The following is a 13448-nucleotide window of genomic DNA, read 5'->3' as shown; positions in this document are numbered from 1 at the left end:
CGCCTCACCCGGCGAGGCAGCGTCAACCCGTCGCCATCACCCGCCGCGACACGCTGTCCGCGTGCATCGGGGCGACGAACACGCTGCGAGGCGGCGCCGGTCTCTCGTCGTCCGGCAGGTCGAGGGCGGCCAAGCCGTCCTGCCACCGCACCCAGTCCTGGACACACAAACCCAGCCAGAACTCGGCATCGTCGCAGTTCCGGCGGCGACAGAGGTTTCTGTTGCTGTCGATCGTCATAGACCCATGGAACCCTCCTCCCCCCATTCACCTCCACACTACTGCGACCCGCCGTCGACACGCTCGCGCCACACCCTGGGACCGACGCCGGGGAGGTCCTGTCTTCGGCGCCGGATCGGCCGGTCGCGCCCAACGAGGTCCGCGAGGCGTGGGCGGCCGTTCGATCATGGCAAAGCGAGGCGGAAGATCTTGCGGACGACCGAGCCGAGTTGCTTCGACAGGGAACCGGTGTTGTAGGGCAGGCCGTGCTTCTCGCAGATGTCCCGCACCTCGGCCGCGATCCGCGGATAACGGCGGGACGGGATGTCCGGGAACAGGTGGTGCTCGATCTGGTGGCTGAGGTTCCCGGACAGCAGGTGGAACAGCGGACTTCCGGTGGGCTTGAGGAGGCTGGTCACCCCCAGGCGGTGTGTGCGGGGAGTCGGAAGCCGGGCATGCCCCCAATGTGGCATTGGGGACGGTCAGCGTCCCCAATGCCACATTGGGGGCATCGGACCACGGCGCGATCCAGCCACGTTTGCCTTGCCCCTCAATAGAACCCTCCTTGCCACTCACGACCCCCTCTCGCGGGCCAGCCCAGAAGCACGCCGCGAAGGCCACCAAGAGACCAATCTGCCGAAAAGGCCTCTCACTCCGGGTCTCGAACCGCCACCCGGCCTGACTCCGGGATGCCGCCGGTAGTGCTCGGCCGGCAGCCACGTGCCTTTGGACTCGTCGAGCCGGGGCAAAGGACACGACCGGTGGCCACAGTAAAGACCGCTAGAGCCGAGGGGTGTGAAGGACTCCAGCCAGGCGCTCACACGAGTGATCGCGGCCCGCAGGGATGTCGTGAAGGGTCCCTTTGAGACGGTGAACGTCTCAAAGGGACCCTTCACGACACGCCAGGTCCGAAGGAGCCCATCACCGCATCAGACGCAGCGAAGAGAGCCTTCGCCCCGCCGCTGGTCTCGCCCAGGAACACGACACATTTGCCTTACGGGGCGCGGACTCCGGCCAAGTGAACCCTCAACGTCTCCGAGTGTAAGTGTGACGCGGGGCCGTCGTACGCTTCGCGGTCGTACGCTTCGCAGTCGTCGTGGTGCGGTGAGTCGTGGTCCGGGTCGTCTCCGGCGTCGGCGGCGTCGTCTGCGTCGTGGTGGTCACCGGGGTCGGCCGCGGAAGCGCTGTCGTCGGGGTCGTCACCGTCGTCGAGGGCGCCACCCTGCCGCTCCCCGATCCGCCCCCGGCGCACGCGCCGAGCAGCGCCACCGCGCCCAGGACCAGGCCACACCACCACATTCGCATGGCCGGACCCTAACAGCCCGCCACCCGCGAATCCGGCGAACGACGAACCCGGTCCACTTCGGCCTGACACGGCGAGACCGTGCTCGGTTGCCGCCGTTTCCGTTGTCCTTGACAGGGATCATGCGGACAAGGACGGCCGCCTGTCCGCCTCGATCGACGGGATGGTTTTCTCTGCTCTGGAAACGGACGTAACGGCAGCCCGGACGAGAGAGAACCGAATGACCAGAGACAACAGCCCCGAGATGGTCGCGGAGCTGGATCGCCTCGACGAGGCGGTCAAAGCGGCTCCCGCCGGGGACACGACGGCGCAGATCGCGTTGTGGCGCCAGGCGACTTCGCTGGAGCACTGTTTCTTCATCGCGCGCGGCCCGGCCGACCGGCCCCGTCCGTACGCGGTGGCCGCCGAGCAGGGGCCGATGATCTGCCTCTACAGCAGCGCCGCGCGTGCGAACGAAGCCGCCCGGGGCCTCGGCCTCGCCGATCCGGAGGGAGGCACGGTGCCCTTGTTCGGGGTGCCGATGCCTGCCGCGATCGACTACGTCGCCTCGTTCGGCGAGGCCGGCGTCTTCGGTGTGACGCTGGACCATCCGCGGATCGGCCACTACATCCCGCTGGCGAACCTGGGGCTGCTCAAAGGCTGGATCGAAGGGACCGCGCCGTGAACGGTGACACTCCGGACGACGGCTTCGTCGAGGTGATCGCGCGCGAGGTGGCGGCCGACCCCGGCAATCTGGCACTGCGCGAGGACTTCGTCACGCTGCTGTTGGAACAGGACCCGGACCGCGCCGCCACCGAACTGGCCGCGTTCGAGGCCCGCGGCGGCGATCCGGCGCGGGCCCGGCTCCTGCGCGCCCGGCTGATGGCGGCGCGGTTGCGAACTTCGAACCCGGTTCCGGCCCCGGCCGAGGAGGACCAGGACAGCTCCACTGTGCCGTCGTCGCTGTGGGATGCCGAGCGCCCGGCGGTGACGCTGGCCGACGTCGCGGGTCTCGCCGAGGTCAAGCAGCACCTGGACACCGCGTTTCTCGCTCCGCTGCGCAACCCGGCGCTGGCGGCGGCGTTCGGGCAGAAGCCGGGCGGGTCGCTGCTGATGTACGGCCCGCCCGGGTGCGGCAAGACGTTCATCGCCAGGGCGATCGCCGGCGATCTCGGCGCGTCCTTCCTCCACGTGACGCTCGCGGACCTGCTCAGCAAGTGGATCGGGGAGAGCGAGAAGGCGATCCAGAGCGTGTTCCGCCATGCCCGCGCGGCGACCCCGTGCGTGATCTTCTTCGACGAATTCGACGCGCTCGGTGGACGGCGTACCTCCGGCGGAGGCGGATCGCACGCGATGCGGATGCTCGTCACTCAGCTTCTCGAGGAGCTCGACGGCATGGCCGGAGCGAACGACGGGGTGTACTTCCTGGCCGCGACGAACCGGCCGTGGGACATCGACTCCGCACTGCGCCGACCTGGCCGGATCGACAAGACCGTGCTGGTACTGCCACCCGACGCGGTCGCCAGGGCGGCGATCGTCCAGGGCGCTCTTGACGGCAAACCCGCCGACGATGTCGACGTCGTGGCCGTCGCGGCGGCGACCGAGGGGTTCTCCGGTGCCGACCTCGGCCACCTGACGACAACCGTGCTGCAGCAGGCGATGGTCGAGTCGCTGGGCAAGGGTGAGCTGGTGCCGGTCACCACCGACGCGCTGCTGGCCGCGGTCGGCGGCATCACCCCGTCCACGACGTCCTGGTTCGACCAGGTGGCGCCGGTTCTGGAATACGGCGTCGACGACGGAACCTTCGACCAGCTCCGGGCATACCGGGTCAAGCGAGGCATGCGATGAGCGCCGACGCGGAGCGCGACCTCGACCTCGCCTGGGAACTCGTCGAGGCACAGCCGACGCATCCCAAGATCGCCGAGCTGGCGCTGCGGGTGCTCGCGACCCAGCCGCAGCGGAGCAGCGCGTTGATGGTGCTCGGCGATCACCGTGAGGCGTGCGGCGAAGTCGGCGAGGCGCGGCGGCTGTTCCTCCAGGTCGCCGCTCTCCGCAACAGCTGGTTCACGATGGCGGCTCGTGCGCTTCGACAGCTGGAATCAGCGGAGGACAACCATGACGAGGCGCTGCGATGGGCGCGCACCGTGCTGGGTGAGAACCAGGAGGACTGGGACGACTGGATGCAACTCGGCCACGCCCAGGCACGCTCCGGGGAGCACGAGGCCGGGTGGCGGCAACTCGACGAGGCGGTGGCACTGTGCGCGCGGACGGCGGCGGACGACCTCCCCAAAGCGCTGCGGAAACGCGCGCAGTACCTGCTGGAAAGCTTCGCCCCACCCGAACGGTTCGCTCCCGCGGCCGAGGAGGCCATCCGGGCCGACGCGGCGGACTCCTGGGTCGGCATGCTGCTCGGTTACGCCTACCTGGCGCAGTACCGGTTCGACGACGCCGAACAACTCGCTCTGCGGCTGCTGCGCGAGGATCCGACCGACGACCTGCTGCGGAGTCTGCTGGGGACCGCTCGGGCGATGCTGCAAATCGTCGAGAAAGCGCGCGGCGACGACATCAGCCTGGCGGACATCCAAGGCACTGGCGCGCTCGAGATGGCGTGGCAGCAGATGCGCGACCATCGGCTCGGCATCGACCTGCCTTCCGCGCTGGCGGCGCTGGACGCGGTGCTGCCCGCCGACCTGCGCGCCACCCTGCGGCCAGGCGCCGCGGATCTGGCCGGCAAGAAGGTCGGCTCGATGGTGGCGAAGCGGCTGGTGACCTGGCACGACGGCCAGCAGCCCGGCTCCGGTGCCGCCTGGGGTTCGGCCGAGCCGTTCCGCCTGATGTCGGCGGACGAGATCATCGCCATGGACGCCGAGATCGAGGCCGACCCGGCAGCGCACCCCGACTGGCCCGAGAACGAGGTCTGGGAACAGGTGATGACCGACGACGCCGGGTCCTACCTGGTCGTCGTCGCGTTCGGGGCGCTGGTCCGGCGCCGGCCGGGACAGCCCGACGAACCCGTCGCCGACTCGATGGCCGACTGGATCTGGGACCGGGTGGCCGGCTTCGGCGGCCGGGACCCTCGACCGGCACCCCGGGGCAAGTGATCCCGGTCCGACGCGGCGCGGCACTGTTCAGTGTGCCCGTTCCGCGGACAAGCGAGCCCGTTTCATGATTATTTGTTCGCGCACGTGTCACAAGACAGAACTGGGGTTACACAAGTGAAGAAGAAGATCGCGGCCACCGCTGCCGTCGTGGGCGCGCTGGCGTCGATGATCGCGTTCGCGCAACCTGCCAGCGCGGGCGTCGACCCGAGGTACTACTACGAGTCCAGCTGGTCGACAGAGGGCGACTGCCGGATCAACGGCTACTTCGGCCGGCAGGACGGCCGGTGGTCGGCCTACTTCTGTTCCGCGTCGGCCTGGTCGTGGGACCTCTACATCAAGCCGTAGCCGGACAGTCCGGTCCTCCCGCGTGATCGCGTGGGAGGACCGGGTCGCCCGTCCTCGACCACGACGGCGAGTCCGCCGGCCTGCCGAATAGAGTGGTCCGATCCGCTGGTTCGAGCACACCACGAACACAGGCCCCGAACGGATGGTTGTGGTGACAGATTCAGGACGGCCGGTCTCGCCCCGGCTGACGGTCGTCGGCTCCGGTGACACTTCCGGCGGCTCCGCGGGACGGTGGGCGGCCGTCACCGATGGCACGGCCCCGCTCACGGTCGGCGGGATGGCGGCGGGCGGATTCGGCGTCGAGGCCGCGAAGTCGTTCCTGGCGGGCGAGCCGGCCGGGCGGTGGTGGTTCGTGCTGGCCTTCGCCACCGGGCTCGCCCTGGTCGCGCTCGGCCTGTGGGCGAGAAGCCGTCTCCGCCGTCGGGTGCGGGTCGGCATCGTGGTCACCGCGTCGGACGGCAGGCGCGGGCGGGCCCGCGCCCGGCAACTGGAGCAGCAGGCGGAGAAGTTCAGCCAGCGCACCTGCACGATCACGCTGAAGACCGGCATCGAGTTGCCCGGCGACGGCGCCTGGGACCGTGAACTGGTCGATGCCCTCGCCGACGAGACGTTGTCCGCCACCACGATGGCCGAACGCCTGACCCCCGACGCCGTCCGGATCAACCTGATCCCCACCATGCCGCTGCACGTCGCGTTCTGGTTCGGCGCCCGGCTGGGTTACACCCACGCCCGCGAGGTGGTGGTGCACGCCATCCGGCAGGCTGACGGCGCGCCGGCGTACTTCCCCGCGACCTCCTTGCGCGCGATCGACTCCGACGTCGAACCGCTGGACGTCGACCGGCTGGAGGCCGTCGACGGTGGTGACCCGGACAAGGTCGCCCTCGCGGTGGATCTGCAGGGCCGCGGCGACCAGTTCTTCGACCAGGTGATGGCATCCTGCCGTCGCCATGGTTTCGGCTACCTCCTGCGGATCCGGACCGGGTCACCGCTGCTGACCGAGGACACCGCCACCTTCACCGGGGCGGTGGAGCAGATCTGCCGCGCCTGGCGGGAAGCGCCGCTGACCGCAGGCGCCCGGACCGGCGGGCACGCGATCTTCCTCAGCGGGCCGGTCGCGATCGCGGTCGCCCTCGGTGCCCGGCTGGCCTCGCCCGAACACGGGCGGTGGACGGCGTTCACCTTCGACGCGACCAGCGGCTCCTACGAGCCGTTTCCCCCTTCGGCACCTACTGCGTGACCTGCGGCGTTTCTTGCGTGATGCCGGGTTTTGCGCGTGAAGGCCCCTTGGGCCTGGCCGTCAGGACCATATTTTCTCGTTCGAGAGCAGCATCCTGAATCCTCCGTGCATGAACTCGATCCACTGCGGATAGGTCGTGTCGTTGACGAGATCCCACGGCACGAAGGACTCACGCGAGCGTTCGGTCTCGGCGACAGTGCGAAGGTAGGCTCGCACCTTCTTCCGCGTCGCGTTCAGGCTTCGGGAGTAGTGATCGTTGGGAACCCCGTACGCCAGCATTTCCAGCGTCGCCGAGGACACGCCCAGTGACGAGTCCATGGGGACCTTCTGCCCCGGAATGGACGAACGCCTGCTCCCGGCGCCCTGATGCTTCATGCCGACGTGGTTCGCTTTCAGATGCCGCACGAATTGCGTGAACATGCCGTCGGTACGCATGTCCTTTTCCTTGACTTTCGCGATGTACTTCCGCGGATGGCTGACCTGGAGTTCACCGTGGCCGTCCCAGAAAATGACCCCCTGGTCCGCCGTGTTCACGGAGATGGGCGGCGTCTCCAGGAACCGTTGGCAGACCAGCAGATCGGCGTTGACGTGGCCGGGGAAGACCGGCGCCACCTTGAGTACCCGCTGGACCTTGCCCCACGCCACCATGGTCGCCAGGCCCGGCGACATCGTGTCGAAGTCGTAGCTCAGCGCTCGTGCCACGGTTTCCTTGAACCACAGGAATTCCGGCGTGGGTGCCCGGCCTTTCACCCGTTTGCCGAACCGCGTACCGGGGGCCGGTTCGAAGCCACCTCGCCACTCGGGCACGACCGGGTGACAAAGTTCGACCACGATGTCGACGTCGCCGTACGGATCGACTTGAGTCCCCTTCACGAAGGATCCGTGCGGGTAGATGTCGAAACCGCAGCCAGTGGGCGCCAGCAGCCCGGCGATCCGATCTCGCAAGAAGACAAAAGTGGCCATTCTGACATCGCCGACCGTCATACCGACGATGCTGGCACATCACCGGCCACCCGGCAATGGCGCCCGAAGCTCTTCAAAATCCTGTACACGCGCGGGTTTCTTGAGACTTTCGCGACACTCCACATAGGACAGTCGAGACCGGCTGAGTAGTACTACTCGTGCGGAGCGACGGAAATCTGGGCAAGATCGGTGAGGTCCGCTCACTGGGGGCGGCGTACACCGAGGAGAATCATGAAGCTCCGTCATGCCTTCACCACGTTCGCCGTCGCCGCGGGTCTGATCGGCGCGTTCGCACCCGCCGCGGCGGCCGGCGAGCCGATCGCGAGCATCGACTTCGCCGCCGAACAGGGTGCTTTCCCGGTCGACGGGAAGAGCGGCCACTGGGTCGACTCGCCCGAGCACGAGGTGATGATCCGCGAGGTCGGCGACGTCCTGCGCGTGGACGCCGACGCCGACAACGGTTTCTACCACTTCAGGCTCGACTTCAACGCCCCGTCCGGCGCGCTCCAGGTCGGCTCGTACGACCACGCGGCGGGAGCCCACATCCTCGCCATCGCCACCGGTTTGGGCTGCTCGGACGACTACTCGACGTTCACGATCAGCCGCATCGAACGCGGCGCCGCGGGACTCACCGCCCTCGACGCCACGTTCGAGCAGCGCTGTGCGGACCCCACCGCACCGGCGCTGCGCGGCGAGGTCCACTACCGGCGTTGAGATCAGACGGCGACCGCGGCCGGCACCTTTCCGGGTGCCGGCCGCGGGTGCTCAGCCGCGGGCGACCTCACTGGCGGTGCTGAATTCGTATCCTTGCGCCCGCAGGCCGAGGACGACCGTGTTCAGGTGTTCCAAGGGCAGGAACGGGTGGAAGAAGAAGCTGGCCACGTTGTCGCGGACCACCTTGGACTTCGCGCCGTCGGCGAGCAGGTCCGCGGGCAGCCGGGCCGGATGCTGGTTGAACGGTTCCGGCGCGACGTGGTCGAGGTTCTCGGGTATCACCACCGCGCCGTAGACATCCCGCACCGGGTAAGGGAAGTACTGACCGTATTTGGTCTGGTAGGACACCGTCGAGGTGGAGCCGCAGGCGCCGCGCGGGCAGTATCCCGCGAAGTAGCTGCCCTGGTCGTAGCGCGCCGCGAAGTGGGAGCTGACTTCCTTGTAGTCCACCGCCGAGCCGCCGTAATGCGGGAACTCGAACACTTCCGGTTCGGGCAGCCCGACCCGGCGGAACTCGCCGAGCCCGGTGGCGATCCGCCCGCGGAACCATTCCGCGGAATCGCCGGGGACCGGGCCGGTCTCGACGACGTGGTTGTTCTTGTCCACGATCGCCGTGTAGAACTCGTAGTCCGCGGAGCTCGCCCCGCCGTAAGGGTTCGCCATCTCCTCGAACTGGTGGCTGTAACCGTGCATGATCATCGTCGCGCCGCGCCGGATCGCGTAGTGCAGCGCGTCCACCAGTGCCGGGCTGTCGACGAGCCGGGCGAAGGTCGGCCTGCCGCCGTTGGCCACACCGTGCGGGTCCGCGTAGTACGGATAGACCGCGAGCGAGAACGGAATCCCTTGCCCGCCCAGCAGATCGGCGATCCGGCGGATCTGGCCGGCGTCGGTGCGCGGGCCGATGTCCTCGATCCGCACCAGCGCCCGGTGCCGCTCCACGGTTTTCGGAGCGAGCGTGCCGAGCAGGATGTCGGCGGCGGCGAGATATCGGTCTCCCTCGTTGACGTAGGAGAACGGCGCCTCCGCGAGGTAGGTGAAGGTTCCCGAGCGCACCGCCCACGGCGTGCGCTCACCGGCCGTGACGCTGTCCGCGAGCACTTCGTTGACCGCGGGGTTATCCCGCCGTACCAACGGAATCGAGCCGATCTCGGGGTTGCGCTCGAGCGACACGTTCTTGTAGCGGACCTCGGTCGGCGAGGTCGGTGTGCGGCCGACCGGCGTCCAGCCCCAGCGCGCGGTGCTGCCCGGGTCGTGTTCGGCCAGGCGATGGATGTTCTCGCCCATCCAGACGACCGGCACCTTCGCGGCCGCCACGTCGGCGAGCAACACGGCCGGTAGCGCGGCTTCGCTGATCGAACCGACGTAGACCAGCGCCTGGTATCCACCGATCTCGCCCGCGCGGTAGTCGGCCGCGGCACGCATCGTCCAGGCGCCCGCCCGCGAGACCAGGTTCGCGGTCTGCATCGCGTGCGCCTCGGCCATTCCGGCCTCGTCCGCGCCGGCGGGCGGGTTCGGCGCGTCCCGCTCACCGGCGTCGTAGACCACCAGCGTCCGGTGCGCGCGGTTCCCGCCGGGGCCTGGGCTGCCGACCTCGCTGGTCATCTCCAGCCGGTCGCCGAGGGAGACCGGGGCCGCCGCGGGCGAGGCGAGTATCGCGCTCGCCGGGCGCGTGTAGACGACCAGCATCACCAAGCCGGTCGCGACGACGACGGCCAGCGCCGCGAAGCGCAGTCCGGCGGGTGTGCGCCGGCGCCGGTTTTCCTTGCGGGTCATACCAGCACGCCCCCCGCCACCACACGCGAATCCGCGTCGAACTCCTCGACCGGTTCGGCGCTCAGGCCGAGCAGCCTGGCCAGCGCGCGCTCGGTGCGCGACGCGGCCCTTCCGTCGCCGAACGGGTTGCCGTTGGTCATCATGGCCGCCCGGGCCCGCCGGTCGGTCAGCAGTTCCGACGCCGTCCGCACGATCAGCTCGCGATCGGTGCCGACCAACCGGGCACAGCCCGCGTGCACCGCTTCCATCCGTTCGGTGACCTCGCGCAACACCAGCACCGGCACGCCGAAGGTGGGTGCCTCCTCCTGGATCCCGCCGGAGTCGGACAAGACCAGCGTGGCGGCCGCGAGCACACCGGCCAATTCCTCGTAGCGCAGCGGCTCGGTGACCACCACGCGAGGCAGGCCGCCCAGTTCGTCGTCGACCAGCTCGCGGACGGCCGGGTTCGGATGCGCGGGCAGGACCACGTGTACGTCCGCGTGCCGGGCGACCAGTTCGGTGACCGCGCGCAGCACCTGACGCAGCGGTTCACCCCAGGATTCGCGGCGGTGCGCGGTGACCAGCACCAGCCGCTCACCGCGGGTGGCCGCCTCGACGGCCACGGCGACCCGCTCGTCCTGGTACGCCACCGCCCCGCGGTCGGCGATCGCGCGGATCGCGTCCACCGAAGTGTTGCCGGTGACCACGATGCGCTCGGCGGGAACCTGCTCGCGAAGCAGGTTCGCGGCCGCCGCCGAGGTCGGTGGCAGATGCAGAGAAGCTGCTTGGGTGACCAGCCGCCGGTTCAGCTCTTCCGGGAAGGGCGCGGCCAGATCGAACGAGCGCAGGCCCGCCTCCAGATGCACCACCGGCACCCGCCGCCAGAACGCGGCGAGCGTGCCCGCCAGTGTGGTCGTGGTGTCCCCCTGGACCACCACCACCGCGGGCGGTTCACGATCGGCCAGCGCGTCCAGACCGCTCAGCATCTGGCCGAGCAGTTCGGGCTGGCCGCCGTCGCGGCGGTGCAGCGGCAACGTGGCGTCCGCGCGGACGCCGAACGTCTCCAGTGCTTGCCCGGCCATCGTCGGATGCTGTCCGGTGGCGACCAGGTAGGGCTCCATCCGGCCGGCCGCGGCGATCGCCCCGGCGACCGGCGCCAGTTTGATCGCCTCCGGCCGGGTCCCCATCACCAGCCAGACCCGAGGCCGGGCCGCTTCGCTTTCCTGTCGATTCCACACCATTACTCCCCTAAGGTTCGAACATTCTTTTCAGCGATTCGCGCACTTCGCGTGATCATTTGTGCGGGGCGCTGTGACCGATGCGACGCAGAGTGGTTCTGTCCGGTTCCCGCCGACTTTCCTCACCCGATCGAGGGAACCGGAGCGCGATTCGTCACGTCGTAGTCCACGGATGCGGGATCGGCCGGGGGGTCCGACGCATCACGCACAATCCTTCACACACAAGGAATTGAGCACGCTGAATCTTGGGGGAGAAATGTCTGTTGTCCGGATCGGGCCGTCCGTCGGCGCGACGGCGACCATGGGGATCGCCGCGGGGGCCGGCGTCTGGCTGCCCTTGTCACTCGCCGCATTCGTTCTGTTGCTTTTCGCCACCCGGTCGATTCTCATCCGAATCGCGCCGGAACGGGAAAGGGGGCAGTAGCGAAATGGAGACCAGTCTGTCCGTCATCGCCACCGTCATGGTCGGCGTGCTGATCTGGTGGCCGTTGCAGAACCTCGTACTGGCGGTGTTCGCCTGGCGATCCCCGCAACGACCACGCAGTGTGCGCCGGACACCGGATCCGGTGCCGTTCTGGATCGTCATCCCGGCGCTGAACGAAGAACGCGTCATCGCGAACACGGTGCGCAACGCGCTGGCCACCGGAACCCGGTACACGCCGGTCCGGGTCGTCGTCGTGGACGACGCCTCCGACGACGCGACGCCGCACATCCTCGCCGGCATCCGGGATCCGCGGCTGCACGTCCTGCGCCGTGAGTTGCCGATGGCCCGCCAAGGCAAGGGCGAGGGCCTGAACACCGCGTACCGCTACATCCTCGACATCGCCGGCCGGGAAGGCACGATCGAGCAGACGATCGTCGGGATCGTGGACGGCGACGGCCGCTGCAGCGAAGGGATGCTCGACGAGATCGCCGAACTGATGGCGGAGAAGTCGGTCGGTGCCGTGCAATGCCGGGTGCGCATCCACAACCGGCACAAAACGCTGGCGCTGCTCCAGGATCTGGAATTCGGTGCCATCGCGGACTCCTCGCAGTCCCTGCGCGATCTGGTCGGCAGCGTCGGGTTGGGCGGCAACGGCCAGTTCACCCGGCTGTCCGTCCTCGCGCGGTTCCACCCCGGCCCGTGGTCCGACTGCCTGGTCGAGGACCTGGAACTCGGCCTGCGCCTGCACCTGGACGGGATCCGCGTGCGCTACACGAAATCCGCGTGGGTCACCCAGCAGGGGCTGACCGACGTGAAACGCTTGCTGCGCCAGCGAACCCGGTGGGCGCAAGGAAACCTGCAGTGCTTCCGGCACCTTCGCGGGCTGACCACGTCGAGGTTCGTCAGCGGCGCCGGCCTTACCGATTTCCTGATCTACCTGCTCTCGCCTTGGCTGACCGTGCCCATGTCGCTGCTGCTGGTCGGACTGGTGGCGGCGTCCGCCGTGGCACTGGCGACCGGGAGCACGCTCGGCGGGCTGGTGGCCACAGTGGACACTCTGCCGACGTCGGCCGCGATGCTGGTCGGGCTGGCCATGCTGCCGAGTCTGCTCTGGGGACTGGTCTACTGGGTCCGGCTCCGCGACGAGAACATCTTCCGCTGCCTGTTCGCCGGGCTGCTCTACCCGTGGTTCCTGGCGCTGGGCATCATCGCGACGTGGCGGGCGCTGTTCCGGCTGCTGTCCGGACGCAACGGCTGGGCCAAGACCGAACGGCTGTCCGAAGACGGCAGGCCCGCGCCGCCGACGCCGGTCCCCATGCCCGCACCCGCGCCGCTCCCGCCACCGCGCCCGGCCGCCCCATCGGTGACGGTCGATCCCAGTGTCACCCAGCCGATTCCCGCCGAGGTCCTCGCCGCCGCCGAGCGGACCCGGCCGGTTCCGCACCCGCTGGCCGAAACCGAACCGACGCAACGACTGGAGCGGGTGTGATGGCAGGCCAGCACCGGCGCCGCCCGAAACGGAACAAGCTCGTTCTCGTCCTGGCGGCCGCCGGGCTGGCCCTCGCCGCGGCCTCCACCATCGACCGCGGCGACTCCGGGACGGAGGCGTCCACCGGCTGGTACGTGACCGTGTACTACACCGCCGTCGAGTCGCACCACGACGAAGACCCGGTGCCGGTCACCGGCTGTCTGGTGCTCGACTGCGAACGCGGCGACGATCCTCTCGGCAGCTACCCGGAAGACTTCGTGAAGGCCGTCGAGGACGAAGGAACCGGCCGGATCGTCAGCGGCCGTCACGCCGGCCGCTACCTGAACTGGTCCCACGACACCGGTTTCTGGCTGGACAACGCACCCCGCGACAGCCACGGCCGCCCGCTGGAGCCGTTCGTCTCCGCCGCCGCGGATCCGGCCGTCCTCGGCGACGGCCGGGAACTGCGGATCACCGGCTGCGGCACCGCGGAGGACGGCACGGCGATCGACGCGGGAGTCTGCGACAGGCTGCGTTCCGCCTCCTGGCGGATCATGGACGAATTCACTCCCGGACTCGGCGGAGACCGGCACATCGACGTCTACCTCGGCGAGGAAACCGGGCCGGACTTCACTTCCGACCCGCTGTACTCGTCGCTGCACAACGCCACGCTGGAGCTCGGCAAGCCCACTCCGTGACGACGCCCG

General features: G+C 69.3%; 13 protein-coding genes and 1 pseudogene. 9 read left to right on the top strand and 5 right to left on the bottom strand.

Features of this window, described 5'->3' with window-relative positions:
• Positions 1–22: 22 nt before the first annotated feature.
• Both ACIHAO_RS07655 and ACIHAO_RS07650 read right to left on the bottom strand, forming a co-directional pair.
• On the bottom strand, positions 23–238 hold the full coding sequence (locus ACIHAO_RS07655) for a hypothetical protein (protein WP_396555507.1): 216 nt from the start codon (positions 236–238) through the stop codon (positions 23–25).
• A 167-nt stretch (positions 239–405) separates the two neighbouring features.
• Positions 406–690, bottom strand: a pseudogene (locus ACIHAO_RS07650) (fatty acid desaturase); the annotation flags it as partial.
• Positions 691–1328: 638 nt separating this feature from the next.
• On the opposite strand from ACIHAO_RS07650, the gene ACIHAO_RS07645 reads away from it, so the two are divergent.
• The 6 genes from ACIHAO_RS07645 to ACIHAO_RS07620 all read left to right on the top strand — a co-directional run bounded on the left by ACIHAO_RS07645 (position 1329) and on the right by ACIHAO_RS07620 (position 6182).
• Positions 1329–1535, top strand: a complete 207-nt coding sequence (locus ACIHAO_RS07645; protein ID WP_396555505.1) for a hypothetical protein — start codon at positions 1329–1331, stop codon at positions 1533–1535.
• Between the two features lie 205 nt (positions 1536–1740).
• Positions 1741–2184, top strand: coding sequence for a hypothetical protein (locus ACIHAO_RS07640; protein WP_396555503.1), 444 nt, complete (start codon positions 1741–1743; stop codon positions 2182–2184).
• Positions 2181–3347, top strand: a complete 1167-nt coding sequence (locus tag ACIHAO_RS07635) for an ATP-binding protein (protein WP_396555501.1) — start codon at positions 2181–2183, stop codon at positions 3345–3347. Before ACIHAO_RS07640 ends, ACIHAO_RS07635 begins: the two co-directional genes overlap by 4 nt.
• Positions 3344–4600: a tetratricopeptide repeat protein gene (locus ACIHAO_RS07630; RefSeq protein WP_396555499.1), complete on the top strand. Its 1257-nt coding sequence runs from the start codon at positions 3344–3346 to the stop codon at positions 4598–4600. The genes ACIHAO_RS07635 and ACIHAO_RS07630 overlap by 4 nt, the downstream gene beginning before the upstream one ends.
• Positions 4601–4714: 114 nt before the next feature.
• Positions 4715–4945 (top strand): hypothetical protein, encoded by a 231-nt coding sequence (locus ACIHAO_RS07625; RefSeq protein ID WP_396555497.1) that lies wholly within the window; start codon positions 4715–4717, stop codon positions 4943–4945.
• Between the two features lie 151 nt (positions 4946–5096).
• Positions 5097–6182, top strand: a complete 1086-nt coding sequence (locus ACIHAO_RS07620) for an SAVED domain-containing protein (RefSeq protein ID WP_396555495.1) — start codon at positions 5097–5099, stop codon at positions 6180–6182.
• A 60-nt stretch (positions 6183–6242) separates the two neighbouring features.
• Here the strand turns inward: ACIHAO_RS07620 and ACIHAO_RS07615 are convergent, their stop codons facing one another.
• Complete coding sequence (locus ACIHAO_RS07615; RefSeq protein ID WP_396555493.1) at positions 6243–7127, bottom strand: hypothetical protein; 885 nt, start codon at positions 7125–7127, stop codon at positions 6243–6245.
• Positions 7128–7376: 249 nt separating this feature from the next.
• On the opposite strand from ACIHAO_RS07615, the gene ACIHAO_RS07610 reads away from it, so the two are divergent.
• On the top strand, positions 7377–7859 hold the full coding sequence (locus ACIHAO_RS07610; protein ID WP_396555491.1) for a hypothetical protein: 483 nt from the start codon (positions 7377–7379) through the stop codon (positions 7857–7859).
• A gap of 51 nt (positions 7860–7910) precedes the next feature.
• On the opposite strand, the gene ACIHAO_RS07605 is transcribed toward ACIHAO_RS07610, so the two are convergent.
• Positions 7911–9632, bottom strand: a complete 1722-nt coding sequence (locus tag ACIHAO_RS07605) for a DUF2334 domain-containing protein (protein ID WP_396555489.1) — start codon at positions 9630–9632, stop codon at positions 7911–7913.
• A complete protein-coding gene (gene wecB, locus ACIHAO_RS07600; RefSeq protein WP_396555487.1) occupies positions 9629–10849 on the bottom strand; it encodes a non-hydrolyzing UDP-N-acetylglucosamine 2-epimerase in 1221 nt (406 codons plus the stop codon). Before wecB ends, ACIHAO_RS07605 begins: the two co-directional genes overlap by 4 nt.
• 428 nt (positions 10850–11277) lie before the next feature.
• Here wecB and ACIHAO_RS07595 point away from each other — a divergent pair, with 428 nt between their 5' ends.
• Positions 11278–12762: a glycosyltransferase family 2 protein gene (locus ACIHAO_RS07595; protein WP_396555485.1), complete on the top strand. Its 1485-nt coding sequence runs from the start codon at positions 11278–11280 to the stop codon at positions 12760–12762.
• Entirely contained in the window at positions 12762–13439 is a 678-nt protein-coding gene (locus ACIHAO_RS07590) for a hypothetical protein (protein WP_396555483.1), read from the top strand. The genes ACIHAO_RS07595 and ACIHAO_RS07590 overlap by 1 nt, the downstream gene beginning before the upstream one ends.
• Positions 13440–13448 lie beyond the last annotated feature (9 nt).

It is taken from the genome of Amycolatopsis sp. NPDC052450, from assembly GCF_044547565.1.
Lineage (GTDB): Bacteria > Actinomycetota > Actinomycetes > Mycobacteriales > Pseudonocardiaceae > Amycolatopsis.
Note: the sequence above shows the minus strand (reverse complement) of the source record. Positions and strands in the feature narration are given on the sequence as shown.

Excerpts from the sequence above, each read along its gene's own strand:
- ACIHAO_RS07610 (WP_396555491.1), top strand. The coding sequence starts at position 7,377 with ATGAAGCTCCGTCATGCCTTCACCACGTTCGCCGTCGCCGCGGGTCTG.
- ACIHAO_RS07640 (WP_396555503.1), top strand. The coding sequence starts at position 1,741 with ATGACCAGAGACAACAGCCCCGAGATGGTCGCGGAGCTGGATCGCCTC.
- ACIHAO_RS07595 (WP_396555485.1), top strand. The coding sequence starts at position 11,278 with ATGGAGACCAGTCTGTCCGTCATCGCCACCGTCATGGTCGGCGTGCTG.
- ACIHAO_RS07630 (WP_396555499.1), top strand. The coding sequence starts at position 3,344 with ATGAGCGCCGACGCGGAGCGCGACCTCGACCTCGCCTGGGAACTCGTC.
- ACIHAO_RS07605 (WP_396555489.1), bottom strand. The coding sequence starts at position 9,632 with ATGACCCGCAAGGAAAACCGGCGCCGGCGCACACCCGCCGGACTGCGC.
- ACIHAO_RS07590 (WP_396555483.1), top strand. The coding sequence starts at position 12,762 with ATGGCAGGCCAGCACCGGCGCCGCCCGAAACGGAACAAGCTCGTTCTC.
- ACIHAO_RS07655 (WP_396555507.1), bottom strand. The coding sequence starts at position 238 with ATGACGATCGACAGCAACAGAAACCTCTGTCGCCGCCGGAACTGCGAC.